Genomic DNA, 24579 nt, shown 5'->3' with positions numbered 1-24579 from the left:
TTTAACAATCCACTTTCTCTAATGATTCCTGATATACTGAATTATACATGATGTGGGAAGCGATTGTGAGGTGGATGGTTGATGAGTCAACCGTTTGATTTGAACTGGCAGGTGAATCCGCCGACTGCATTCAACATCCTGAAAATGACTCGGTTGGGCATGTTTCTGCTGTTAATTTCGGCTTACCTGTTTGCCGTTGACAATATGGACGGTTGGCAAATGGGGTTTGTGCTGGTTGCAATGGTCGTTTTCACCATCAATCACTTTATTTGTACCAGCCGTTTTGGAATCATCTGTTTCTATCCCGCCATGGCTCTGGATTTCCTTGTAGCTTCCCTGTTCGGTTTTGTGTTTCCGGGATATGAATCGCTGTTTCTGGTTTTCTTCGGAGTCATTGCGGTCAGTTTATTTCTCGGAACGGACAACCGCCGGGCGCTGTTGATCTTTGGCGTTCTTTTTCTGCTTGTCTGGGCAGGGGCGGAGTGGAACACCTACTTCCAAACAGGCGATGTGAAATGGGTCAGCAGCTTCATCAGTTTTGCATTTGTCATTCACGGGTGTCTGGTGGGGGCGCTGATTCGGCACCTGCAACTTGCCCGTCTGAAGATATCGGATCAATATGTCGAAGTCGCCAACGCTCACAAGGCACTTCAGGATGCCCATGAGCAGCTTCGAAGTTACGCCGCGCAAGTGGAGCAGCTGACCGTCACCCGGGAACGAAACCATATTGCCCGGGAGATCCATGATGGAGTCGGACACTCCATGACCGCCTTGCTTGTGCAACTGCAAGCGGCCCGAATGCTGGCTGATCACGATTTGGAGAAGAGCAAGCAAACAATTGCCAGGTGCGAGGAGTTGGCCCGCTGCGCGCTGCAGGAGATTCGTCTCTCGGTCAGAACCCTGCATGAGGAAGGCGCCGTCCAAGTAACATTGGGAGAGTCTCTTCGCAAGCTGATGGCCGATTTTTCCCAGATGACGGGACTTGAAACGTCACTGCAGGTACAGGGGGATCTGTCCTACATCACCACTTCCCTACAGCCGACCATTTACCGGGTTGTTCAGGAGTGTTTGACGAATGCCAAACGCCACGGGAACGCAACTCAGGCTGAGGTGAATATAAGAGTGTCAGAACAACAGGTGGAAATGGACATAGCCGACAACGGTCTTGGCACCGCAGAAGTAGTGCCGGGCTTTGGATTGATCCGAATGCGGGACAGAATCACCGAGCAGGGTGGGACCGTCAGGTTTTGCAGTGAAAAAGGGGCCGGGTTCTCCGTGATGGTAACGTTCCCCTTGCAGCAACAGATCTGGAGATACGGAGGAGTGCAGGCATGATCCGAATCGTGATTGTCGATGATCAGCAGTTGATGCGGGACGGCTTACAAACCATACTCAGCCTCAAACAGGAGATTGAAGTGGTGGGAGTCGCGTCCGATGGGGCCGAAGCGGTGGAAGTGGCGAAGCAGACAAGACCTGATCTTGTGCTGATGGATATTCGAATGCCCGGAGTGGACGGGGTGCAAGGAACAAGGATGATTCGGGAGCAGTTGCCGGAGACAAAGGTGCTCATCCTGACGACTTTCAATGACAGCGAGCTGATCTTTAACGCTCTTGACGAGGGAGCCAGCGGATATCTGCTGAAGGATATGCCGGCCGACACGATTGTTCAGGCGATCTTGACCGTACATAACGGCGGAGTGGTGCTGCCCCCCGATCTGACCGCCCAGGTGGTGGCCGAATTGAAGCGGGCCCGCAATGGCGCTTCCTTGCAGGAGCAAAATGGGGGCAAATGGCAACTGCTAAAGGAACTGCCGGAGGACTTGACCGAACGGGAATATGAAGTGCTAAGACAGTTGGGGTACGGACTCAGCAACCGGGAAATTGCAGACAGGCTTGTCATCACGGAGGGGACCGTCAAGAACCATGTTTCAAACATTATCAACAAACTGGGATTGAGGGATCGGACCCAGGCGGCCATCTTTGCGGTACGGCACGGTATCACAACTTTTGAATAATGCGACATGACTTTTGTCATATGACCTGAGTGCATCAGCGTCCTTTTGCAGGGCGCTTTTTTCATGCCGCCGATCTGCCATGCGGCAGATGTTTTGCGCTCCTCCAAGGAATACAATTTTCCGAGAAGAGCAAAAAGGTGTGGGAGCATGTTCAATTTACAACTGATCGAATGGCTTGCAATTCTTCTGGTCTTATTGACGGCATTTATGGGGGTCGTAGTATTCAGAGCGGCTTGTGACGGTAACAAGGAGGGTTCAGGAATGGAACCGAAGTATGATGTGCTGGTAATTGGTGCGGGATTGGGAGGTTTGTCCTGCGCTGCGCGTCTCGCCAATTTGGGCTACCGCGTCGGCGTCCTGGAGAAGCACACTCTGATCGGAGGGTATGCATCGCATTTCAAGCGGAGAGGGTTTCTGTTTGATGTGTCCCTTCATGGAACAGCGGGACTTGAAGAAGGAAAGTCTCTGCACAGTATATTAACGGCTTGCGACGTGGCAAAGCGTATCACACCGTTGTCCAAACGGCATCCTTATTCGGTCAAGGTTGGCAACGAAGTACTGTCTGTTCCGCAGGACCACATCGAGTATAAAGAGATGTTGTGCCGGATGTATCCCGAAGATCGGGCAGGCATCCATCGCCTGTTTCAAGACTTGAAAAACCTGGATCAAGAGTTGAAATTTCTTTCATCGCCTGATGTATCCAATTGGAAGAAAGGAATGCTGTTTCCGTTCAAGTGCCGGTTGCTGTTGAAATGGTCGAGGATGACCACTTACCAGGTGCTGCGGCATTATGTTTCTTCCGTTTCGCTTTCCAGTTTTTTCACCGTATTGTGGGCCTATTACGGTCTGCCTCCAAAGAAACTGTCTGCCCTTTATTTCTTCATCCCCTGGATTGGCTACCACATGGAAGGAACTTATTACATTCAGGGAGGCGGACAATCGCTCTCAGACGCCTTTGCCGAAGCGATCCGGGAGAAAGGCGGGGATGTGTTCACACGAAAAGAGGTCAAGCAAATCATTACGATCGGCAATCTTGTTTCCGGTGTTCAATTGTCGGATGGATCTGCAGTAACGGCCCGGTGGGTGATTTCCAACGCAAGCCCTGTTCTCACTTTCAACGAGTTGCTGGCAAATGATGTCCAAATGCATGAGAGATATTCGACGAAACTCAACCAACTGGAAGTGGGCTCCTCGTTAACCCAACTGTATTTGGGACTCGAGGGAGACCCGGCAACGTTAGGAATTACACAGGAGGAAACGGTGATCCTGGAAGAGGCGGATCACGAGTTGGACTATGAACGTGCCATGCACGGATTTTATGACAAAGTGAACCTGATTGTAAACAATTACAATTTAATGGATCCTACCCTGAATCCCGGGGACAAGGGAGTGGTAACGGTAACCTGGATTGACCGGATCGGGAATTGGCCGGAACGGGGTTCTGAATATGAACGGAAAAAAGGGCTTGTTACCGATAAGATCCTGGAACGCCTGGAGCGCCATTACCCGGGCATTCGGAAAAATGTTGTCGTGGCGGAATTGGGTACGCCGCGAACCATGCAAAGGTACACCTCCAATCCGGAGGGGGCTGTTTACGGGTATGCCCAAACTGTGAAGCAGTCCGGCATACGCCGCTTGTCTTCCCGGACTCCGTACCGCAATTTGTCTCTGGTTGGGGCCTGGACACAGCCCGGCGGCGGGTATCAAGGCGCGATTCTGTCGGGTTTCATGGAGGCGGAACGAATCGCCAGGAAACTGAAAATCAAGGGCTAGCCTTCCAATGTTGTCACCTTCTCCCAAGTTGTGCTACAATTGGCACGCTGTTGTGCCAAGAGTAAAGCACTTGCGAGAAGGTGATATTATGTTGTATCTGTGGTCGGCACTCGTCGTGGCAGCTGATCAGATTACGAAATATCTGGTAAAGACCTATATGGAACAAGGGGAATCGTTCCCTGTTTTTGGAGAATACTTGCGAATTACATCCCATCGCAATCCGGGTGCCGCTTGGGGGATTCTGGCGGGGCAGAGGTGGTTCTTCGTCGTCATTTCCGTTGCGGTGGCAATCGGTGTAATCTACTATTCCCGCCGGGTGCGGAGCCGCCTGGTCCGAGCAGCCCTCCCCCTGTTGCTTGGCGGGGCGGTCGGCAATATGATAGACCGGGTGCTGTACGGGGAAGTGGTCGATTTTTTCGATGTGCGGATTATCAATTATCCGATCTTTAATATTGCGGATATGGCCATCGTGATTTCAGTGGGTCTCATTTTTCTGGATGCATTGTTGGATTATCGACGTGAGCAGGTGAGCAGACAATGAGCGACCCGAAGACAAAGGAAACCGAACATAGCCAACCGCTTGCCGTTGAGACGATTGATAACGAGTCCGCCGATCAGGAAGTGGAAGCTTCGGAACTCTTTCAGGTGGATGAGGAAATGGCCGGGGAGAGAATCGACCGGTTTCTGGCGGAACGTGTGGCAGATCTGTCACGCTCCCAGATTCAAGGATTGATTGAACACGGGTTTGTGCTCGTGAGCGGCAAGCAGGTGAAATCGAATTATAAACTGCGGTCGGGGGATGAAATTCTGCTGAGCTTGCCCGAACCGGAGCCAACGGAAGTGGAACCGGAGAACATTCCCCTGGAGATTGTCTTTGAGGACAGCGACGTTGTGGTTGTCAACAAACCAAGGGGCATGGTTGTCCATCCTGCTGCCGGGCACATGAAAGGCACCCTGGTGAATGCTTTACTTTATCACTGCAAGGATCTGTCGGGAATCAACGGGATCTTGCGCCCCGGCATCGTGCATCGAATCGATAAAGATACCTCCGGCCTGATCATGGCGGCCAAAAACGATGCTGCCCACGTCAGTCTAGCGCAACAGTTGAAGGACCATACGGTAACCCGCAAATACACAGCTATCGTCCATGGGGTGGTTTCCCATGACCTGGGGACAGTGGATGCTCCCATCGGCCGCCATCCCGTCAACCGTCTGAAGATGGCCGTTGTCAAGCAGGGGGGCCGCCATGCAGTGACCCATTTTTCCGTGCTGGAGCGGTTCAAGGAGTATACGTTGCTGGAATGCAAATTGGAGACGGGCCGAACCCATCAAATCCGCGTTCACATGGATTTTATCGGCCATCCCCTTGCGGGCGATCCTGTTTATGGGCCGAAACGGACTCTGGAGATTGATGGACAGGCGTTGCACGCGCAAGTTCTGGGCTTTGCTCATCCCCGAACCGGTGAGTACATGGAATTCAGCAGTGACCTTCCGGAAGATATGGAACGCTTGATCGAGCAACTTCGGCAGAATGTTTGAGTGAATGATGCGGGATCAGCAGCACCCGTCGATCCCGCACGTTAGCCCTTCAGGAGCTTGCGACTGCTGTTTCTGAAGTTCTTCGTCAATTACCTTTTGCAAAGTATCCTGACTGTACAAGCCTCGTAAAACCCGCTCTCCTATCACAAAAGTCGGTACCGCCGTGATGTTGGCTTCATGGTAGGCATGGTGCAGCGCTTTTTGATGGGCTTCCTTATATTTCCCGGTCTGAATCGCCGCTTTGAAATCTGCTTGATTAAGGCCGATTTCTCCCGCAAGTTTCGTTAACACATTTATGTCCCCAATATCCTGCTCTTCCTGAAAGAACGCGGTAAACATGCGGTGATTATAGTCGTTTCCCTTCCCATGTTCCTTGGCATACTGGTATCCTTCAAAAGCTAGATGGGTATGAGGCTGCGGAGAAACTTTCGGCAGCACCATTTTTACTCCCATGCGTTCCGCCATCGGATAGACCGAATTGGCCCAGGCCGTTTGCAAATACTCTCCTTCCGGTTCCAGAGTCGGATTCGGATAGGGCCGGAGCTCAAACGGCATCCATTCGATTTCGACATCTTTGCCTTTTACAGCTGCTTCCAGCGGACCCTCCGCCAAAAAGCAATATGGTCAAACGTAGTCGGAATACACCCGAATTTTCAGCGCCATGATGGATTCCTCCCAATCAAATTCTAATAAAGCATCTGCCGGTTTCCTGCGAAAGCAGTACTACTGCTTTATTTTATATAGCATATATTGTTTTATCAGTAATATGCGTTACAGATCCCTTTCAGCATGCCAATTTTTGATTAGCGGAATACTGATCCATAGGGTGTGATCCGTTTTGCAAGAACGGCAGTTGTACCTCCGGCAGCGGGGGTCCTTTTTTTGAGACAATTAACCAGCCATAATTCCCGGTTCTTGATCAAAATCTAAGAACAGCACCAAAGAACTGAGGTGAACCCCATGATCGGGTTGCTAAAAAGGATCTTCAATCCGGAAAGGAACGATGAAAAAATGGCAAAAGTCCTATACATCACAGCGAATCCCAAAACAGCGGACCAGTCTTTCAGTTTGTCGGTGGCTAACGAATTTTTAAGCACTTATCGCCAACAGAACCCCAACGATGAAATTATCGAACTCGACCTGTACAAAATTGATATTCCGTATATTGATACAGACGTTTTCAGCGGTTGGGGCAAACTTCAGCAGGGTACCGCATTCGATCAGTTGACTGCCGACGAAAAGGCGAAAGTGGGCAGAATCAACGAATTGACAGATCAGTTCGTGGCGGCTGACAAATATATCTTCGTAACTCCAATGTGGAACTTCAGTTTCCCTCCGAAAATGAAAGCTTATATCGATACGATCTGTATCGCCGGAAAAACCTTTAAATACACGGAACAAGGTTCCGTAGGACTTTTGACCGACAAAGCGGCCGTTCATATTCAGGCACGCGGCGGTGTCTACTCGGAAGGACCCGCGAAGGATTTCGAATTTGGCGACCGATATCTCCGGGCAGTATTGACTTTCCTCGGCGTTCCTTCAATTGACTCCGTGATCGTGGAAGGTATGGCCCAAATGCCGAATGAGGCGGAGAACATCAAAGCCAAAGCGATTGAACGCGCACGCGAAACGGCCAAAAAGTTCGCTGCAGCCAAGGTTACGGTTTAAAAATAAAATTCATGCGATGATCGACAAAGACCGGCTTGTTCACAAGGTGAATAGGCTGGTCTTTGTCTTTGCATACTACTGAAATGTTTCTATAATAATTCAGTATACTATCACGTCAGTACCGCTTCCAGTTCAAACTTGGTCTTGCAGTTCGAATTTCATCCTTCCCGCATATGCTAGATTCTGAGAATGTTAGATTCAACCGTTATCTCTACATATCAATCAATAACCAAATATTTTTAAAACATTCATGTTACAAAATCACTGTTGTTTCGTATTTCCTAATGAGAAAATTTGTACCTGTTTTCCTGCGGACCGGATTCGACGAAAGAGGGGATTTGATGATAACGACTAAGAAAAACCTCTCGGAGCAATTTTTGCAAGTGTATGATCTCCATGTTGACCAAATATGGCGGTATATCAAAGCGAAGGTTGCCCATCCTCAAGACGCTGAGGATCTAACAAGTGAAGTATTCCTTCGAGCTTACAAAGCATGGGATCGTTTCAATCCTGACAAGGCTTCTGTAAGGACCTGGCTTTTTACCATCACACATCGTGTAGTCATCGACTGGTTGCGAAAAAAGGGGGATGTAACAGTGGATATTCAAGAGGTGCAAGTGACCGATTCTTCCGAGACACCTGAGGAAGAAGCGGTTAAGCGAGACCTTATTAATTGTCTTTCCAGGAATCTCAGGAGGTTAGGCCATAGGGAAGTGGAAGCGCTATCACTACGATTTGGATCCGACTTAACAAGTAGAGAAATCGGCACGTTGCTCGGATTAAATGAGGGTACAACCAAGATGATGATTCATAGGACAATTAAGAAGCTGCGGGAGTGGTGCTTATGAATCAGGAACTTCTTGAAGCGGACCAACTTGACCGCGATATCGAGTTGATTAAACAAGGGAAATCTACGGATATCTCTAACCAAGAAATGGCTTTGGTATTACAGTCATTGCATAGGATATTTACTTTTCATGTACCCAATCAAGTACGAAACGAAATTCGTTATAAACTCATGCAGACCATAGATCTTGGCTCAAAGAAGTGGCTGAAAAGACTTCAATGGAGCTTGGCAGCAGCAGGAATCTTTCAGTTAGCTCAGTTTATCGTACCTGTGTTTCTGAAAGAGCAACATTTTATCTCAGACCACATGATTCTGGAATATGGAACTCTCGCTCTGGCTGTAACAGTTTCTATTTTCCTTGCAGCCTTTAAGCCCCAATATATTCACGGCTTACTACCTGTGCTAATGTTCTATAACGGGGTTATTTCAATCCTTTTTATTTCTCACTTAGTCACTACAGGGGACATTGGTGACGAATTTATACACATCCTGAATTTGACCTTTTTGGTGGTAATCTTTTTCTTCTATAAAAAGTGGAGCCGATATACCTCTAATAACTGAGCATTTGATTACAAGGGAGTGATAACTTGTGAAGTGGAGTACCAAAATAAAATCGAAAATAGCAGTGGCGTACTCATCAAATTTTATTGAATCATATAAAAAATTTACCCTGAAACACGTGAGAAAGAATGAGAATGTTCCCGAAGCCCTCCTGCAGAAACCCCTTGATCAGTGTAAAGTGGCTTTGATTACTACCGCCGGAGTTCATTTGAAATCCGATCCCCCTTTTAATGTCGATAATCCTGCAGGAGATCACACAATTCGAATCATTTCATCGGATGCGAAAGCTGAAGATCTTGAAATCACCCATATCTATTACGATACAAAATTTGCCAAGGCAGATCCCTCAGTGGTTTTTCCGCTCCAACAAATCAGGGAATTGGCGGAAAACGGCGTGATTGGCGCTGTTTCCAACGTGAATATAGGTTTGAACGGAGGCATTTTGGACACAACTCTGGTTGAGACCGAGTCCATACCAAAAGCGGTTTTCGACCTTACAAATGAACAGGTGGACATCGCATTACTGGTTCCCGGCTGAGGTTCCTGCCACAACGTTCTCGGGCTGTATGCCCGGGCTTTGGAGAAGTCCGGAATTGTGACAGCGATGATTACGATTCTACCCGAAGTTACACAAGAAGTAGGGGTTCCAAGAACTCTGCACGTTCCTTTTAAACTGGGACGGCCATGTGGAGAACCTTTCGATTTTCACACAAGAAAAAGGGTGGTTCTTCGATTACTGGATCTTACTGCTAAGCCTTCGGGTACATTTGAAGAGTTTGACGCTTGACCAGCAAATGATTCTCTGATATTCTACTGAAGACAAATGAGTTCCTTTAAACTGATCCCGTGAGGTCGGTAAGGAGAGCGGATATTGGTGGATCGAATCGGACTGTCCGGTTCGTGTCACATCGTGTCATCCTGTGTCAAATTCGGATGATGGGAAGCTTCTTGCCTGCCTGGGCAAGAAGCTTTTTTGCTTTCCGGATACTGGAACTTCTCCATGTGAACACTTGTCGTAAAGGGGTGATTGCAACAAATGGAACTGACCTTTAAGACGCAGCTTCTGGATGAACAGGCAGTCCGGCGTGCATTGACACGGATTGCCCACGAGATTGTCGAGAAGAACAAGGGAATCGAAGACATTGTGTTGATAGGCATCAAGACACGGGGCATCCACCTGGCCGAGCGTCTGGGTGAACGGATTAACGCCATCGAAGGCACCCGGGTTCCGGTGGGTTCCATCGATATCACCCTGTATCGTGACGATCTGAAAGAGAAAGCGGAACAACCCCAAATCCACGGTCATGAGATTCCGGTTTCGATTAAAGACAAGAAAGTGATTCTGGTGGATGACGTGCTCTACACTGGAAGGACAGTCCGCGCGGCTTTGGATGCCTTGATTGACCTCGGGCGGCCCAAGCAGATTCAATTGGCGGTGCTGATTGACCGCGGCCACAGGGAATTGCCCATCCGACCGGATTATGTGGGGAAAAATGTTCCCACCTCTCAGACGGAAGTGGTGGCGGTTCAAGTAAAAGAAATAGACGGGGAAGACAAAGTCGTTCTGCTGGAACGAGCTTAAGCACCCGAGGAGGAGACATCAATGGCACAACAACGAGTGGTAGACATTCAGGAAAAATTGCCCCTGGCGCAATCACTTCCGCTGTCCTTGCAACATCTGTTTGCCATGTTTGGCGCTACGGTCCTTGTTCCTTTCCTGACCGGCCTAAACCCGGCGGTTGCCCTGTTAACCAGCGGCATTGGCACCTTGCTCTACATCGTCCTGACCAAGGGACAGATTCCCGGATATCTCGGTTCCTCCTTCGCATTTATCGGTCCCATCATTGCGGTATCCCAGTCCCAGGGCAAGGGAGCAGCCATGTTTGGCGCGCTGCTGTCCGGGATCGTGTATATAGTCGTAGCGGCCATCGTAGGCAGGTTCGGGGTCCGTTGGCTGAACAAACTGATGCCGCCGGTTGTGGTCGGTTCCATTGTGATCGTGATCGGTCTGGGGCTTGCCAATGTTGCGGTTGACATGGCCAAGAAAAACCTGCTTGTGGCGTTCGTCGCTCTGGTGATAGCGATTCTGGCATCGGCCTTCTTCCGGGGATTCCTCGGGGTTATCCCGATCCTGATCGGAATTGTCGGAGGGTATGCGTTTGCAGCCATCATAGGAGTCGTTGATCTCTCCAAGGTTTATACGGCACCTGTTTTCTCCCTTCCCGAATTCACTACCCCGACAGTCTCCTGGACGGCAGCGCTTGTGATAGCCCCTGTTGCTCTGGTGACTATTGCCGAACACATCGGGCACCTACTGGTGACAGAGAATATTGTGGGACGCAATCTTATGGAAAAACCGGGTCTCCATCGCTCCTTGCTGGGAGATGGTGTGGCCACATCGGTGGCAGCTTTGATCGGAGGTCCCCCTACAACAACCTACGGTGAAAATATTGGTGTGATGGCGATTACCCGGGTCTACTCCGTATGGGTAATCGGTGGAGCGGCGGTGTTTGCCATCCTGTTTGCCTTCCTTGGCAAGCTGAATGCCCTCATCTCCTCCATTCCGGTGCCTGTAATGGGAGGCATCTCCATCCTTCTATTCGGGATTATTGCCTCTGCAGGTTTGAGAATGCTTGTGGAGTCGGGGATCAATTACGGCAATAAGCGGAACCTGATCATCTCCAGCGTGATTCTGGTGGTGGGCGTCGGCCATATGGCTTTTGACATCGCACTGAACAACAATGCGAAATTGACGATCGACAGCATGGCTCTGGCAACGATTGTGGGCATTCTGCTGAATCTGATTCTGCCGGACCTGAAGGAAGAACCAGCTGAATAAGACAGTCGAGTACCTTTAAACCGGTCCCGTGAGACAGGAAAGGTGCAGCTTTAAAGTCAGGCACGGATGCGAAGATACTGCCTCCAGCCCGACTTGCACCGGCTCCTGCCCTCGGGCGGGAGCCTTTTTTTGCTAAGAGCCGATAGGCTCAGGAATAATAATACTGTATGTATCCGGAGGAGGACGTAAGCGATGAACCGTCATGTATTGGGAGCCAAACAGTTTGACCGGGCACAATTGGAGTCGATTATGGCGGCCGCACAGGGGATGGAACAAGTGGCACGCAGCGGCGGCAGCCATCTGTTGACAGGAAAGGTGATGGCCTCTCTCTTCTTTGAGCCCAGCACCCGGACCCGTTTCTCTTTTGAGACAGCCATGACGCGGCTGGGCGGTCACGTGATTTCAACCGAGAACGCGTCCCAGTTTTCGTCTGCGATCAAAGGGGAGACTCTGGAGGATTCGATCCGTGTGATTTCTTCCTACGCGGACGTGATTGTGATGCGCCATTACGAAATTGGAGCCGCTGCCAGAGCGGCCAGGATTTCCTCCGTCCCCATTCTGAATGCGGGGGACGGCGCGGGAGAACACCCGACCCAGGCGCTGCTTGACTTGTATACCATCCAGAAAGAACTGGGTTCGATCGACGGGATTTCGATCGCAATGGTTGGCGACCTGACCTATGGAAGAACGGTTCACTCCCTGGCATATGTCCTGGCCAACTTCCGGGACGTGACGATCTGGTTCACCGCTCCGGAGAATACTCCCATCCCGCAGGCGGTCAAGGATTATCTCGCTGAAAAAGGAGTCCGGTATCATGAGGATACGGACTTGAGGCGGGTGGCAGGCCTTGTGGATGTTCTCTACCAGACTCGGGTTCAGAGAGAACGCTTTCCATCCGAGGAAGAATACAAGAAGGCAGCAGGCAAGTACATCGTGGATCGGGAACTCCTCGACAGTATGAAACAAAGAAGCATCCTGATGCATCCGCTGCCGCGGGCTGGCGAGATTGCAACCGAGTGCGACAACGACCCCCGCGCCGCATACTTCCGGCAAGCGGAAAACGGGGTCTATGTGCGGATGGCGCTTCTTGCTAATGCCGTTGGGAAAGGCATGACATTGGTCAACAATCGGGAGATGAAGGATCAGTTGATCGGATAGACAAAAAAAGAAGGGGTGGCTTGGTATGGGAATCCTGCTTAAGAACGGAAGACTGTTGGACCTGGAGACGGGCGAACTTCATTCACGCGATGTACTGGTTGAGGGAGACCGAATCTCCCGGATCGGCGAAGACATCGATCCAGCAAGCCACCAGGTACATGAACTGAACGGGAATGTTATAGTACCGGGATTTATTGATATGCACGTACACCTGCGCGATCCCGGACTCGAATATAAGGAAACAATCGAGACGGGAACCCGGTCGGCAGCGGCGGGCGGTTTCACCACAATTGCCTGCATGCCCAACACCAAACCGATTTTGGACAATCCCGAATTGATGAGATACATCTACGACACAACGAACAAAACAGGCTCCTGCAAAGTACTTCCTTATGCGGCCATCACCCGTGGCGAGCGGGGAGAGGAGTTGACCGACATGGAAGCTTTGAAAGAAGCCGGAGCAGTCGGTTTCACCGATGACGGAGTCGGGGTTCAGAGCGGCGGCATGATGCGCTCCGCTATGGAACGGGCGAAAGCACTGGGCCTACCCATAGTTATCCATGCGGAGGATGAATCCCTGTCAGGGAAAGGCTGCATGAACGAGGGAGACGTATCCAAACGACTGGGACTGCCGGGCATTCCGGGGGTTGCCGAGTCGGTGCATGTTGCCCGTGACGCATTGCTTGCCGAATTGACCGGTGTTCATCTGCATGTTTGCCACATCTCCGATGCAAGCGCAGTGGACGTGGTACGTTGGGCAAAGGGCCGTGGAATCCGAATTACAGCCGAAGTGACGCCGCATCATCTGCTCTTGACCGATGAGGGGATTGACGGTACAGACGCCAATTGGAAGGTGAATCCTCCACTGCGCACGGAGAAGGATCGTCTGGCCTGCCTGGAAGGGCTATTGGACGGAACCATCGACATGATTGCCACCGACCATGCCCCCCACTCGGAAGAAGAGAAACGACGTGCATTCCAGGTTGCGCCCTTCGGGTTTGTGGGACTTGAAACGGCATTTCCGCTGCTTTACACGGAACTGGTTGAGAAAGCCAAACTTTTAACCCTGCAGCAACTGGTGAAAAAAATGGCCACCGCCCCGGCGGAAGTGTTCAACCTGCCCGGAGGGACGGTTGCGGAAGGGGGATTGGCGGATTTGGTCGTAGTGAACCTTGAGGAAGAACGTGTGATTGACCCTGCCACCTTTGCATCCAAAGGCCGGAATACTCCGTTTGCAGGGTGGCGTGCCAAAGGGTGGCCGGTTCTGACGATTTGCGACGGCAAAGTTACGTTTGACCGCACAAACTCAAAATGAACGGGGGCGAACAGTATGCGAGCTCGATTGATTCTGGAAGACGGAACCATCTACGAAGGAACCGGATTCGGCGCACAGGGAGAATCCTTTGGGGAGATCGTGTTCAATACCGGAATGACCGGATATCAGGAAATTCTCACCGATCCGTCTTACTACGGACAGATCGTAACCATGACCTATCCGCTGATCGGAAACTACGGCGTGAACGTGGACGATACCGAATCATCCAAACCACATGCCTTCGGATTTGTGGTGCGGGAAGCAGCCGATCACCCCAGCAATTGGCGGAATATGGGGAGGTTGTCGGAGTACCTCGAAAGGAACGGGATTATCGGCATTTCCGGAGTCGACACCCGATCCCTGGTGAAGAAGATCCGGCAAAAAGGCACCATGCGTGCGGTTCTGACAACATTGGATACACCGCTGGAGAACCTCCAGGCAATCCTTCGGGCTTCCCTGCCGGTGGATCAAGTGGCGAGGGTGACAACGCCTATCGTTTATCGCTGTCCGGGGGAGGGTCCGAGGATTGTAGCGATGGACTTTGGAATGAAGGCGGGAGTTCTGCGATCGCTGCTGACTCGCGGCTGTGACGTAACAGTGGTGCCTGCCCATACTTCGGCGGAAGAAATTTTTGCCATGAAGCCGCACGGAGTCATGCTGTCAAACGGGCCGGGCGACCCCGCCGAACTGCCGCATATCGTGGAAACGGTCAGGGAATTGCTTGGCAGAGTCCCGATTTTTGGCATCTGTATGGGTCATCAATTGCTGTCTCTGGCGTGTGGAGCCAAGACCAAGAAACTGAAATTCGGCCATCACGGGGCCAATCATCCGGTCAAGGATTTGCTGACCGGACGTGTCTACATCACGTCCCAGAATCATGAGTATGAAGTGATGAAGGAATCGCTGGCGGGAACCGACCTGGAGCTGACACATCTCAATCAGAACGACGGAACGGTGGAAGGTGTGCGGCACAAGTTCCATCCTGCGTTCTCCGTACAATACCATCCGGAAGCACGGCCGGGTCCGGATGATTCCGATTATCTGTTCGACCGCTTCATGGACATGATCGAACAGTTTCAGGAAATTGTCGCATACGGGGGGAGGAGGAGCTAACATGCCGAAACGAACTGATTTGAAGAAGATCCTTGTGATAGGATCAGGCCCCATTGTCATCGGACAAGCGGCGGAGTTTGATTACGCAGGAACGCAGGCCTGTCAGGCGCTGAAAGAAGAAGGTCTGGAAGTCGTGCTGGTGAATTCCAACCCGGCCACCATCATGACCGATCCTGACATAGCCGATCGTGTATATATAGAACCCCTGACTGTGGAGTTTGTGGCACAGATCATCCGGCAGGAACGTCCCGATGGACTCCTGGCTACCCTTGGCGGTCAGACGGGCTTGAACCTGACCGTTCAGCTTGCGGAGAAAGGGGTCTTGGCCAACGAAGAGGTTGAACTGCTTGGCACCCAGCTGGCTTCGATTCAAATGGCGGAAGACAGGGAAAAATTCCGGGCTCTCATGCAGCGATTGGGAGAACCGGTACCGGAAAGCGCCATTGTGACTACTTGGGAAGAGGCCGAATCCTTTGCAAAGGAGATCGGATTCCCCATCATTGTACGTCCCGCCTATACCCTTGGCGGAACAGGCGGCGGAATTGCAACCGATTGGGATCAGTACAAGGAAATCATCACCCTTGGCCTGACGCTGTCTCCCATCACCCAGGTGCTGGTTGAGCGGTCCATTGCCGGATATAAGGAAATCGAGTACGAGGTCATGCGGGATCGAAACGATAACTGTATCGTGGTTTGCAACATGGAGAATATTGACCCGGTTGGCATCCACACGGGGGATTCGATTGTCGTCGCGCCTAGCCAGACGCTGTCTGACCAGGAATACCAGATGCTCCGTTCCGCGTCCCTTAAGATTATCCGGGCTCTGGGAATTGAAGGGGGCTGCAACGTGCAGTTTGCGCTCGACCCCCACTCTTTCCAATACTATGTAATCGAAGTGAATCCCCGGGTTTCCCGCTCCTCTGCGCTGGCATCGAAAGCCACCGGGTACCCGATCGCGAAAGTGGCGACCAAGGTAGCCATTGGCTACACGCTGGATGAGATTCTGAATCCTGTCACCGGAAGAACCTATGCGGCCTTTGAACCGGCGCTCGATTATGTGGTGACCAAGATCCCCCGCTGGCCTTTTGATAAATTTGTATCGGCCAAACGGGTACTGGGGACGCAAATGAAGGCAACTGGCGAAGTCATGGCGATTGAGCGTTCTCTGGAAGCTTCCCTGCTAAAGGCGATCCGCTCCCTGGAGATCGGTCTTGATTCCCTTGATCTTCCGGAGGCTTCCGGACTTTCGAAAGAAGAACTGGAGAAGCGCCTGGTGCAGGCGGATGATGAAAGGTTATTCCTGCTGGCAGAAGCGTTTAAGAGGGGATATACAGTAGAGCAGCTGCACGACCTGACCGGGATCGACCCCTTTTTCCTGGACAAGATCGAGGGCATCGTCCGGTTCTGCGAGTCCTTGTCCAAGGCAGATGTGTCCGGTGGCCGGCTGGATGAGCGTATGCTTCGCCATGCCAAGCAAATCGGATTGACAGACAAGACCGTGGCGCATTATACGGGACTCTCCGAGTCGCAAGTGCGCGAACAACGGTATGCATACGGAATCCGGCCTGTTTACAAAATGGTGGATACCTGCGCGGCGGAGTTTGAGGCGCAAACTCCCTATTACTACTCCGCATACGAACAAGAGGACGAAGTGGCTGACAGCGACCGCAAGAAAGTGCTGGTGCTCGGGTCCGGTCCCATTCGCATCGGACAGGGAATCGAGTTTGACTACTGTTCCGTGCATGCCGTTTGGGCTCTGAAGAGTGCCGGGTATGAGTCGGTGATCATCAACAACAATCCGGAGACGGTATCCACAGATTTTAACACGTCGGATCGCCTGTACTTCGAGCCGCTCCACGTGGAGGACGTGATGCATGTAATCGAACGGGAGCAACCGGAGGGTGTGATCGTTCAGTTTGGCGGCCAGACGGCGATCAATCTGGCGGCCCCTCTTTCGAAGCGGGGGGTCAGGATTCTCGGAACTTCCCTGGAAGATATCGACCGGGCAGAGGACCGGGAAAAATTTGACCAACTGCTGACCGAGCTGGACATTCCGAGACCGGTGGGAAAAACGGTGTTTACGGTAGAGGCTGCCATCGAAGCGGGGCGCTTTCTTGGCTATCCCTGTGTTGTTCGTCCCTCCTACGTACTGGGCGGCCGGGCCATGGAGATTGTGTATAACGAAGAGGAACTGCTCCACTACATGAACCATGCGGTCAAGGTCAGCGACGAGCACCCGGTCCTGATTGACCGTTACCTGATTGGGAAGGAAATCGAAGTGGACGCCATCTCGGACGGAGAGACCGTACTGATTCCAGGGATCATGGAACATGTGGAGAGGGCGGGAGTTCACTCCGGTGACTCCATCGCTGTCTATCCGACCCAGTCAATTTCTGAAACCATCAAGGACCAAATTATCGAGTACACGATTCGCATTGCCCGTGCTTTGCGGGTGAAGGGACTCCTGAACATTCAGTATGTGGTGCATGGGGACGAAGTGTATGTGCTGGAAGTCAACCCGCGTTCTTCCCGTACGGTTCCCTTCCTGTCCAAAGTAACCGGCGTTCCCATGGTGGATGTGGCGACCCGGGCGATTCTTGGGGAGAAACTCGGCGACATGGGATATGAGAACGGTCTTTGGCAGGAAGCGGACGAAGTATCGGTCAAAGTGCCGGTCTTCTCCTTCGCCAAGCTGCGACGGGTAGATGTCACTCTTGGCCCGGAAATGAAATCCACCGGGGAAGTCATGGGTTCCGAGCGGACTTTCGCAAAGGCTCTCTACAAAGGGCTGCTGGCAGGGGGCATCCGCATACCGGAATCCGGTACGATCATCGCCACCATTGCGGACAAAGACAAGCAAGAGGCATTGGAAATCCTTCAAGGTTATGCTGAACTTGGTTTCAAGATTGCCGCAACGGGTGGAACGGCCAAATTTCTGCGGCAGCATGGCATCCCGGTGAGGCAGGTAAAGAAACTGTCGGAGGGTTCCCCGAATCTGGTGGATCTGATCCGGGCGGGGCGGACCCACATGGTAATCAACACCTTGACAAAAGGAAAGGAACCGCAGCGGGACGGCTTCCGCATCCGGAGGGAAGCGGTGGAACATGGAATTCCCTGTCTGACATCGCTTGATACGGCGCGTGCCATGCTTGAAGTGCTGCGCACGATCAAATTTACAACAAGACCTTTGGGTGGCATGGTGCAGAAACAGTCTCATTCTCGCACCCATCAGGTTGAGCGGAATCCCGATTTTTCGGTTGGGAGCATTCACTAATGTACCGGTTGTTAAGGAAGTACTTATTTGCATTAGACCCCGAAGCGGCTCATGAACGTACCGTGTCAGCGTTGAACATGGTTGATCGCATGGCAGGCGGTAAAACTTTTTTACGCTTGAAGTACGGATTTCATGATGAACGATTATCCAGTCAAGTTTGGGGAATTCATTTCCCCAATCCCGTTGGACTTGCTGCCGGATTTGACAAAAATGCAGAAGCGTATCATGCGCTGGCGGCAATTGGCTTCGGTTTCATCGAAGTTGGAACTCTCACTCCTGTCGGACAGCCGGGAAACCCGCAGCCGCGCTTGTTCCGCTCTGTACCGGATCAAGCGGTGATCAATCGGATGGGGTTTAATAACCATGGTGCTGCAGAAGCGGCGAAACACCTGGCAAGTTATCGTCAGGCGGGGGTTCCGATTGGGATCAATATCGGGAAGAACAAAGAAACGGCGAATGAAGATGCTGCGAGTGACTATATCAAATGCTTGGACGCTCTTTACTCCTATGGGCATTACTTTGTGATCAATGTCAGTTCGCCAAACACTCCCAATTTGCGGGATTTGCAGGCAACCGAGAATTTGCGTCAACTGTTGCGGGCAATCCGCACAAAAGCAAATGAACTTGAACGGAAGGGAGCCGGGGCAAAACCCATTCTCCTGAAAGTGGCTCCTGACATGACAAAGGAGCAAATGCGGGATGTGGTTCAAGCAGCGGTTTCGGAAGGGATCTCAGGCCTTATTGCGACGAATACCACTCTCTCCAGAGAAGGCTTGCAATCCAAAGCTTTTGCAGAGCAGGCCGGGGGCTTGAGCGGACGTCCGCTTACAAAGCGTTCAACGGAATGGATTCGGGAAATCTACCGGCATGTGGGCGGTCAAGTCCCAATCATTGGAGTAGGCGGGATCTTTACAGGTGAGGATGCCTATGAAAAAATTCGCGCCGGAGCGAGTCTTGTGCAGGTGTACACGGGCATGATCTATGAAGGACCCGGCATTGTGAAGGCAATCAATAAACGGTTGCTTGAACTGATGAAGCGGGACGGATTTACTCATATTACGCAGGTTGTGGGTGTGGATGCATGAGAAATGAACGACTGACCGAGCGACTTTATGTTGCGCTTGATTTTGACTTCATGGATGAAGCTTTGCGGATGGTGGACCAATTGGGTGACACTCTTCGCTCCTATAAGGTGGGCATGCAGCTCTTTTATAAAACCGGACCTGTGATCCTGGAGAGATTGCATGCGGAGGGATGCAAGGTGTTCCTTGATCTGAAATTTCATGATATACCCAACACCGTTGCAGGAGCAGCCAAATCCGCCACCAGCCTGGGTGTCTCCATGATGAACGTCCACGCAGCAGGCGGTATGGAAATGATGAAACGGGCGAAGGAGGCATCCGTCGCAGCGGCTCAAGCTACGGGGGCTGAACCGCCCCTTGTCATAGCCGTCACGCAGTTAACCAGTACGGACCAGCAAACCATGAACAATCAGATTGGCATACCGGGAACGGTGGAAGCAGCCGTGATCCGGTATGCAAAATTGGCGCAAGCGGCGGGACTGGACGGGGTTGTCGCATCGGGGCATGAGCTGCCTGCCATTCGTGAGGCTTGCGGGGAGGAGTTTGTCACCGTGATTCCGGGCATTCGCCCTAAATGGGCCGAAGCAAACGATCAGAAGCGGATTCTGACACCAGCGGACGCCATGCGAGCGGGAGCTCATCGGCTGGTGATCGGCCGGCCTATCACCCACGCGGCAGATCCCAGGGACGCTGCCCGAAGGATTCTTGAAGAGATGGGGGAAGTTTTATCATGACAAAGCAAATGGATCAAAACCGGGCTCGAACCATTGCTCACATGCTCCTGCAGATTAACGCTGTGACGCTGCGCCCGAATCACCCATTCACCTGGACTTCGGGGATCAAATCCCCGATTTACTGTGACAACCGTTTGACCATGGCCTATCCGCAAGTAAGGGATTTCATTGCGGAGGGGTTTGTGGATCTGATTCACCGGGAATGGGGGCAGGTGGACGTGGTGGCGGGAACGGCTACTGCGGGAATCCCGCATGCCGCTTTTGTCTCACAGAAAATGTTCCTGCCCATGGCTTATATCCGCTCCAGTGCGAAAGGACACGGCAAAGAGAACTTGATTGAGGGCCGGATTCGTGCCGGCCAGCGGGTGGTTGTCATCGAAGATTTGGTATCCACAGGTGGGTCTTCCGTAAAGGCAGCACAGGCTGTGCAAGAGATAGGGGGGATCGTTGCCGGGGTAGCGGCGATTTTTACCTATGGCTTTGAAAAAGCGGCCAAGACATTCGCGGAAGCTGGAATTCCGTTGCGCACACTCACTTCCTACGAAGTGCTGCTGCAAGTTGCTCTGGCAAACGGTTCGATCTCGGAAACAGAAGTGGAATTGCTTGCATCCTGGAGAAAAGATCCTGAACACTGGGAGCCAACCGCCTGATTCAGCGCAGGTTTTGAGATGCATCGCAACCCAAACAGAAACAGCCGCCTAATAAAAGGTGGCTGCTTTTTGTTGACCCTACCGGCGTTACAAAAAATAGATTTCTCCCTCGTCAACCTCCGGCAGATCCCCTGTATGAACAGGTACTTTCAGCGCTTTAAAACGTTTTTCGGATATTCGGACATATTGAGCGGAGTAACCATATTTATATTCTTTTTTTATGATCATGTAGTACTGATCGTCACGCTGCAATTTTTCAAGCACAAACAACTTTCGCCCGTCCTCTTTTAAAATATATTTGTTCACTTTCGTTCCCTCCGATGCTCAAGGTTAATTGATTCGCATCCATTCAATGACTTCTTACATTCAGTTTAGAAGTACAGAATAGTCGAAACAATCAATAATGTTATGTTATCTTACATGAATTTTTGTGGATTTTGCCCTTTTTCCACTGCTAAGAGAAGGAAAGACGGGTTTTTTAAATAAAAATGTAATGTTTCCTTACATACAAAATTGAAGCGACCCTCCTCCTCTTGGTACTCTGTATACAGAACCAAACGAAAGAAAAGGAGGGTTTGAATGATTGGAGCCCGAGTGATCAAAACGTCCCTGGCAGTGATGGTTTCCATTCTTATAGCCAGAAGTTTTGAACTCGATACGCCACAATTTGCAGGTATTATTTCGGTATTGGCAGTGCAACCCTCCATCTACCGAACATTGCGTCACGGGATTCGACAAACCGTCAGCGCTGTCGTAGGAGCTTCATTAGGAGCGTTCGCATTATATGCGGTGGGAAATTCCTTTCTTGTGATGGGGAGTGCGGTATTATTGCTCATGACTCTGCATGTGAAAATTGGCTGGACGAATTCGCTTTTGGTCTCCGTTGTGGTCGCGATCAATACAATGGGAACGACGAGTCTCTCCTTTGGGGAATCGGCTTTGAATCAAATCGCACTTGTGGTGATCGGGATGGGAGTCGGTACTCTCGTTAACCTGCTTTATAAGCCGGTACACGAAACAAGAGCGGAAATTCTGCTCACTCAGTCGGAGGGGATGCTAAGAGCTCTTCTCCATTTCGTGAATCTTGATTTGGAGGCAAACAGAATCACTCCCTACAAGCCTGTTATGAAGGAGCAAATTGAATATGTGCGAAAGTATGTTGAACAAGGAAAAGAAATTTCGGGTTTGATTAAAGAAGACAACAGAATCCGCCTGTTTCCCTCTAAAAACACTTTCACGGTTTTTCATTCTTTTGAGACAATGGTTGAGCGAATCCGGGACATGTCAAAAGAACTGCAAAAAATTGATATCACTCACGACGAGTTTATTTTTATGAAAAAAACGGTTCGTCTTGTCATCAGTGTTCAAGAAAGAGCAATGAACCGGCAGTACAGCCATGTAAAATTGATGAAGGGTACGCTGGAAAAAAGAAGAAATGAGATGTGGAACACACGGGGAGTCCCTGAAGACATCACAAGCAAGTTGGCTTTTTACAATATCTACGGCTATTTAATTGAATATCTTCGGGAAATTGATGCATTTCAAGTCTCACATGGCAACAAGCCACCAGCTGTCAAAGAGAGTTACACCCTTGTGAATCAACCTGCTTTGCCAAAAAACCTAACATCGAATGTTTTTTAACCAAATCCATGATTTCTCTCAAGGCAAAGGGACTGAGTCGTCAAGCAGTTGGATCTGCTCTTGGCCCAGTCCCCGGTGATGTATAAATCAGCCCTTCAACTTCGCAAGAAACTCCCTCATAAAGCCTGGAAAATAGGGCCAAGCATGGCCTGAAACCAACACCATTCGGTAGAACAGCCGAATTGGCGGCTGAAAACAACTTGCCTATGGTCATGGATCAGTGCATTGCTGTTTCGCACAGCGTATTGCTGGGTGGCAAGTAAGCTTGACGGTTCGTTGACATCTGTCTTTCTTCTGTGGTACCATAATCCGGTGAGTGATGAGCGTACTATGCTATGCTCATTGTAACCGCATGGCACGGGTTCCCGAAATCCCATGGCAGAGCATGGGTACCTAGGAGCGAGCGAGTCTGAATGAAGGAGGTGCTGCAGATGTACGCAATTCTCGAAACCGGTGGCAAGCAGTACAAAGTGCAGGAGGGGGATGTCCTCTTCATTGAAAAATTGGCTGCTGAAGAAGGCGAAACCGTAAACTTCGACAAGGTTCTGCTCGTTGGCAAGGAAGACGGCGTAGTTGTCGGGGCTCCGACTGTAGCGGGAGCATCCGTTTCCGCTAAAGTTGTGGGTCACGGCAAAGCGAAGAAGATCATTGTCTTCAAGTACAAGGCGAAGAAGAACTCCCGCAAGAAGCAAGGTCATCGTCAACCGTACACCAAAGTCCAGATCGAAAAGATCAACGCGTAATGATTAAGGTGCAGGTATTTCGGAATCCGCAAGGGCGCATCGAACGCTTTCGCGTGGATGGACATGCCGGGTTTGCGGATTACGGCAATGATATTGTATGCGCAGCTGTATCGGTATTGATCCAGAACGGTGTGAACAGCATAGAAGCCCTTCTGGGCGTTTCGCTTCCCGCTGTCAGCCGCGAGGGATTGGTGGACTGCAAGATTCCGGTCTTGCCTGCCGATGAGTCAGACCGGGTACAATTGCTGCTGGAAAGCATGCTATACGGCTTACGTTCTCTTGCGGAAGAATATCCCAAGCACGTGAGCTTCGCAGATAATGTACGGCAAGTCTAACACTAAAGGAGGTGCACACAATGCTGAAGCTGAATCTTCAACAGTTTGCGTCCAAAAAAGGGGTAGGTAGCTCCAAGAACGGCCGTGACTCGATCTCCAAGCGCCTTGGCGTGAAGCGCCAGGACGGTCAAGTCGTTACCGCGGGCAGCATCCTTGTCCGTCAGCGTGGCACCAAGATCTATCCGGGTACCAACGTTGGCAAGGGCGGCGACGATACCCTGTTCGCAACGGTTGACGGCCGCGTAGCGTTTGAGCGCATGGGCCGCGACAAGAAAAAGGTTTCCGTTTACCCGCTGGAAGCAGCTCAAGCGTAACGGACAACAATAAAGAATGCAGCCCAGCCTGTTGTGAACTTGGCTGGGCTTTCTTTTTAACAGGGGCAGGTTTGCAGGAGCGGAGGGACGGACATGTCGAGGGTTTCCAAGAAAATTCGGTACATATCGTTGCTCCAGGCGTGGATTGCCGGAGGTATACTGCTGTTTGGCTTCCTGGGAGGTCATTTCTTATGGCTGGCGGCGGTTTTATGCGTCGCCGTCTTCTCAATAGCCATCTGGGCCGGTCTAATTTTGCCCGAAGAAGCTGAAGAGGAGATGGTTCGGCAAAAACTGAAAAGCCACAAACAATCGCTTGAAATGCTTTCCCATTACCGGCACGACGTTATGAACCAAATCCAACTGCTGAAAGGATATCTGCAGCTGCAAATATACGACCGGCTGCAAGCACCCATTCAGAAATTGGTAAACGATGCACAGCGTCACAGTGTTTTATCCAACCTCCCGGGCAACGAGCTCCCATATGTCCTAATCAAGAGGGAATTGGCTGCCCCCATGCTTCACCTGCAGTTGGAAATCGAAGACAAGGAAAACTGGAAAGAACATTTGGAACAGGAGATTGTTACGTTTATTAACTACCTTTCGGCAATAGGGGAGAACCTGTCTCAGGATTTGGGAATCATCGCCGAGTGGAATATGAAACTGCGTCTTTCCGGAGGGGCCGCATCAATAACCCTTGCCGTTTTGGGGGAACATGTGAATAATACATACATTGCGGAACTCATTGAAGAATTTGGCCGGAAAGGCTTGACGTTGCTGGAGCAGACAGCAGAGGGGCAAACGCACATTTTGTCATTTGGAAGTCAGGTGAAACCCAATGTTCGTTGATGTAGCAAAGGTCTATGTCAAAGGAGGAGACGGCGGGAACGGCATCGTATCGTTCCGCCGTGAAAAATATGTCCCGGAAGGCGGGCCGGCCGGCGGTGACGGCGGTAAGGGAGGGGACGTGGTACTCGTTGT

The 24579-nt window shown here is 51.1% G+C and carries 25 protein-coding genes and 1 pseudogene; 24 read left to right on the top strand and 2 right to left on the bottom strand.

Annotation, left to right across the window (positions count from 1 at the left end; genetic code table 11):
- The first annotated feature begins 81 nt into the window (after positions 1-81).
- From EFBL_RS13965 to EFBL_RS13945, 5 genes are all read left to right on the top strand, one after another.
- A complete protein-coding gene (locus tag EFBL_RS13965; RefSeq protein ID WP_096182707.1) occupies positions 82-1335 on the top strand; it encodes a sensor histidine kinase in 1254 nt (417 codons plus the stop codon).
- Entirely contained in the window at positions 1332-2015 is a 684-nt protein-coding gene (locus EFBL_RS13960) for a response regulator (RefSeq protein WP_096182706.1), read from the top strand. The genes EFBL_RS13965 and EFBL_RS13960 overlap by 4 nt, the downstream gene beginning before the upstream one ends.
- A 261-nt stretch (positions 2016-2276) precedes the next feature.
- On the top strand, positions 2277-3788 hold the full coding sequence (locus EFBL_RS13955) for a phytoene desaturase family protein (RefSeq protein ID WP_096182792.1): 1512 nt from the start codon (positions 2277-2279) through the stop codon (positions 3786-3788).
- A gap of 85 nt (positions 3789-3873) precedes the next feature.
- On the top strand, positions 3874-4329 hold the full coding sequence (gene lspA / locus EFBL_RS13950; protein ID WP_096182791.1) for a signal peptidase II: 456 nt from the start codon (positions 3874-3876) through the stop codon (positions 4327-4329).
- A gap of 116 nt (positions 4330-4445) precedes the next feature.
- Positions 4446-5327: an RluA family pseudouridine synthase gene (locus EFBL_RS13945; RefSeq protein ID WP_207907568.1), complete on the top strand. Its 882-nt coding sequence runs from the start codon at positions 4446-4448 to the stop codon at positions 5325-5327.
- A 15-nt stretch (positions 5328-5342) separates the two neighbouring features.
- Here EFBL_RS13945 and EFBL_RS13940 read toward each other — a convergent pair whose 3' ends face one another.
- A complete protein-coding gene (locus EFBL_RS13940) occupies positions 5343-5990 on the bottom strand; it encodes a DsbA family oxidoreductase (protein ID WP_096182704.1) in 648 nt (215 codons plus the stop codon).
- A 348-nt stretch (positions 5991-6338) separates the two neighbouring features.
- On the opposite strand from EFBL_RS13940, the gene EFBL_RS13935 reads away from it, so the two are divergent.
- From EFBL_RS13935 to pyrE, 13 genes are all read left to right on the top strand, one after another.
- Positions 6339-6995 (top strand): FMN-dependent NADH-azoreductase, encoded by a 657-nt coding sequence (locus EFBL_RS13935; protein WP_096182790.1) that lies wholly within the window; start codon positions 6339-6341, stop codon positions 6993-6995.
- A gap of 341 nt (positions 6996-7336) precedes the next feature.
- Positions 7337-7843, top strand: a complete 507-nt coding sequence (locus EFBL_RS13930; protein WP_165912491.1) for an RNA polymerase sigma factor — start codon at positions 7337-7339, stop codon at positions 7841-7843.
- Complete coding sequence (locus EFBL_RS13925; protein ID WP_096182702.1) at positions 7840-8403, top strand: hypothetical protein; 564 nt, start codon at positions 7840-7842, stop codon at positions 8401-8403. Before EFBL_RS13930 ends, EFBL_RS13925 begins: the two co-directional genes overlap by 4 nt.
- Positions 8404-8431: 28 nt before the next feature.
- Complete coding sequence (locus EFBL_RS13920; RefSeq protein ID WP_096182701.1) at positions 8432-8941, top strand: glycine/sarcosine/betaine reductase selenoprotein B family protein; 510 nt, start codon at positions 8432-8434, stop codon at positions 8939-8941.
- Positions 8942-9439: 498 nt separating this feature from the next.
- On the top strand, positions 9440-9985 hold the full coding sequence (pyrR, locus tag EFBL_RS13915; RefSeq protein ID WP_096182700.1) for a bifunctional pyr operon transcriptional regulator/uracil phosphoribosyltransferase PyrR: 546 nt from the start codon (positions 9440-9442) through the stop codon (positions 9983-9985).
- Between the two features lie 21 nt (positions 9986-10006).
- Positions 10007-11242, top strand: a complete 1236-nt coding sequence (gene uraA / locus EFBL_RS13910) for a uracil permease (protein WP_096182699.1) — start codon at positions 10007-10009, stop codon at positions 11240-11242.
- A gap of 192 nt (positions 11243-11434) precedes the next feature.
- Positions 11435-12400 (top strand): aspartate carbamoyltransferase, encoded by a 966-nt coding sequence (gene pyrB, locus EFBL_RS13905; protein WP_096182698.1) that lies wholly within the window; start codon positions 11435-11437, stop codon positions 12398-12400.
- Positions 12401-12425: 25 nt separating this feature from the next.
- On the top strand, positions 12426-13715 hold the full coding sequence (gene pyrC / locus EFBL_RS13900; RefSeq protein WP_096182697.1) for a dihydroorotase: 1290 nt from the start codon (positions 12426-12428) through the stop codon (positions 13713-13715).
- Between the two features lie 15 nt (positions 13716-13730).
- Positions 13731-14828: a glutamine-hydrolyzing carbamoyl-phosphate synthase small subunit gene (gene carA, locus EFBL_RS13895; RefSeq protein WP_096182696.1), complete on the top strand. Its 1098-nt coding sequence runs from the start codon at positions 13731-13733 to the stop codon at positions 14826-14828.
- Between the two features lies 1 nt (position 14829).
- Entirely contained in the window at positions 14830-18102 is a 3273-nt protein-coding gene (carB, locus tag EFBL_RS13890; RefSeq protein ID WP_096182695.1) for a carbamoyl-phosphate synthase large subunit, read from the top strand.
- The gene (locus EFBL_RS13885) at positions 18102-19187 is read left to right on the top strand and encodes a quinone-dependent dihydroorotate dehydrogenase (RefSeq protein ID WP_096182694.1); all 1086 of its coding nucleotides are present in this window, start codon (positions 18102-18104) and stop codon (positions 19185-19187) included. Before carB ends, EFBL_RS13885 begins: the two co-directional genes overlap by 1 nt.
- Positions 19184-19918: an orotidine-5'-phosphate decarboxylase gene (pyrF, locus tag EFBL_RS13880; RefSeq protein ID WP_096182693.1), complete on the top strand. Its 735-nt coding sequence runs from the start codon at positions 19184-19186 to the stop codon at positions 19916-19918. Before EFBL_RS13885 ends, pyrF begins: the two co-directional genes overlap by 4 nt.
- Positions 19915-20568 (top strand): orotate phosphoribosyltransferase, encoded by a 654-nt coding sequence (gene pyrE, locus EFBL_RS13875; RefSeq protein WP_096182692.1) that lies wholly within the window; start codon positions 19915-19917, stop codon positions 20566-20568. The genes pyrF and pyrE overlap by 4 nt, the downstream gene beginning before the upstream one ends.
- Positions 20569-20655: 87 nt before the next feature.
- On the opposite strand, the gene EFBL_RS13870 is transcribed toward pyrE, so the two are convergent.
- Entirely contained in the window at positions 20656-20874 is a 219-nt protein-coding gene (locus EFBL_RS13870) for a hypothetical protein (protein WP_096182691.1), read from the bottom strand.
- Positions 20875-21147: 273 nt separating this feature from the next.
- Here EFBL_RS13870 and EFBL_RS13865 point away from each other — a divergent pair, with 273 nt between their 5' ends.
- The 6 genes and pseudogenes from EFBL_RS13865 to EFBL_RS13840 form a co-directional block, all read left to right on the top strand.
- A complete protein-coding gene (locus EFBL_RS13865; RefSeq protein ID WP_096182690.1) occupies positions 21148-22209 on the top strand; it encodes an FUSC family protein in 1062 nt (353 codons plus the stop codon).
- A 431-nt stretch (positions 22210-22640) separates the two neighbouring features.
- Positions 22641-22952 (top strand): 50S ribosomal protein L21, encoded by a 312-nt coding sequence (gene rplU / locus EFBL_RS13860; protein ID WP_096182689.1) that lies wholly within the window; start codon positions 22641-22643, stop codon positions 22950-22952.
- Positions 22952-23287 carry a ribosomal-processing cysteine protease Prp gene (locus EFBL_RS13855; RefSeq protein ID WP_096182688.1) on the top strand — a complete coding sequence of 112 codons (336 nt, stop codon included), beginning with the start codon at positions 22952-22954 and terminating at the stop codon, positions 23285-23287. The genes rplU and EFBL_RS13855 overlap by 1 nt, the downstream gene beginning before the upstream one ends.
- Before the next feature lie 20 nt (positions 23288-23307).
- Positions 23308-23601: a 50S ribosomal protein L27 gene (gene rpmA, locus EFBL_RS13850; protein ID WP_096182687.1), complete on the top strand. Its 294-nt coding sequence runs from the start codon at positions 23308-23310 to the stop codon at positions 23599-23601.
- Positions 23602-23694: 93 nt separating this feature from the next.
- Positions 23695-24447, top strand: coding sequence for a Spo0B domain-containing protein (locus tag EFBL_RS13845; RefSeq protein WP_096182686.1), 753 nt, complete (start codon positions 23695-23697; stop codon positions 24445-24447).
- A pseudogene (locus EFBL_RS13840) lies at positions 24437-24579 on the top strand (GTPase ObgE); the annotation flags it as partial. The gene EFBL_RS13845 and the pseudogene EFBL_RS13840, both read left to right, overlap by 11 nt.

Origin of the sequence: Effusibacillus lacus (assembly GCF_002335525.1) — a bacterium.
GTDB lineage: Bacteria > Bacillota > Bacilli > Tumebacillales > Effusibacillaceae > Effusibacillus > Effusibacillus lacus.
This window is presented reverse-complemented; position numbering and strand designations above follow the sequence as displayed.

Bases quoted from the DNA above. Each gene is read 5' to 3' on its own strand.
- EFBL_RS13965 (WP_096182707.1), top strand. From the start codon at position 82: ATGAGTCAACCGTTTGATTTGAACTGGCAGGTGAATCCGCCGACTGCA.
- EFBL_RS13930 (WP_165912491.1), top strand. From the start codon at position 7,337: ATGATAACGACTAAGAAAAACCTCTCGGAGCAATTTTTGCAAGTGTAT.
- rpmA (WP_096182687.1), top strand. From the start codon at position 23,308: ATGCTGAAGCTGAATCTTCAACAGTTTGCGTCCAAAAAAGGGGTAGGT.
- carB (WP_096182695.1), top strand. From the start codon at position 14,830: ATGCCGAAACGAACTGATTTGAAGAAGATCCTTGTGATAGGATCAGGC.
- pyrE (WP_096182692.1), top strand. From the start codon at position 19,915: ATGACAAAGCAAATGGATCAAAACCGGGCTCGAACCATTGCTCACATG.
- rplU (WP_096182689.1), top strand. From the start codon at position 22,641: ATGTACGCAATTCTCGAAACCGGTGGCAAGCAGTACAAAGTGCAGGAG.
- pyrF (WP_096182693.1), top strand. From the start codon at position 19,184: ATGAGAAATGAACGACTGACCGAGCGACTTTATGTTGCGCTTGATTTT.
- EFBL_RS13925 (WP_096182702.1), top strand. From the start codon at position 7,840: ATGAATCAGGAACTTCTTGAAGCGGACCAACTTGACCGCGATATCGAG.
- EFBL_RS13855 (WP_096182688.1), top strand. From the start codon at position 22,952: ATGATTAAGGTGCAGGTATTTCGGAATCCGCAAGGGCGCATCGAACGC.
- EFBL_RS13885 (WP_096182694.1), top strand. From the start codon at position 18,102: ATGTACCGGTTGTTAAGGAAGTACTTATTTGCATTAGACCCCGAAGCG.
- carA (WP_096182696.1), top strand. From the start codon at position 13,731: ATGCGAGCTCGATTGATTCTGGAAGACGGAACCATCTACGAAGGAACC.
- pyrC (WP_096182697.1), top strand. From the start codon at position 12,426: ATGGGAATCCTGCTTAAGAACGGAAGACTGTTGGACCTGGAGACGGGC.
- uraA (WP_096182699.1), top strand. From the start codon at position 10,007: ATGGCACAACAACGAGTGGTAGACATTCAGGAAAAATTGCCCCTGGCG.
- EFBL_RS13865 (WP_096182690.1), top strand. From the start codon at position 21,148: ATGATTGGAGCCCGAGTGATCAAAACGTCCCTGGCAGTGATGGTTTCC.
- EFBL_RS13845 (WP_096182686.1), top strand. From the start codon at position 23,695: ATGTCGAGGGTTTCCAAGAAAATTCGGTACATATCGTTGCTCCAGGCG.
- pyrB (WP_096182698.1), top strand. From the start codon at position 11,435: ATGAACCGTCATGTATTGGGAGCCAAACAGTTTGACCGGGCACAATTG.
- EFBL_RS13955 (WP_096182792.1), top strand. From the start codon at position 2,277: ATGGAACCGAAGTATGATGTGCTGGTAATTGGTGCGGGATTGGGAGGT.
- pyrR (WP_096182700.1), top strand. From the start codon at position 9,440: ATGGAACTGACCTTTAAGACGCAGCTTCTGGATGAACAGGCAGTCCGG.
- EFBL_RS13945 (WP_207907568.1), top strand. From the start codon at position 4,446: ATGGCCGGGGAGAGAATCGACCGGTTTCTGGCGGAACGTGTGGCAGAT.
- EFBL_RS13935 (WP_096182790.1), top strand. From the start codon at position 6,339: ATGGCAAAAGTCCTATACATCACAGCGAATCCCAAAACAGCGGACCAG.
- EFBL_RS13960 (WP_096182706.1), top strand. From the start codon at position 1,332: ATGATCCGAATCGTGATTGTCGATGATCAGCAGTTGATGCGGGACGGC.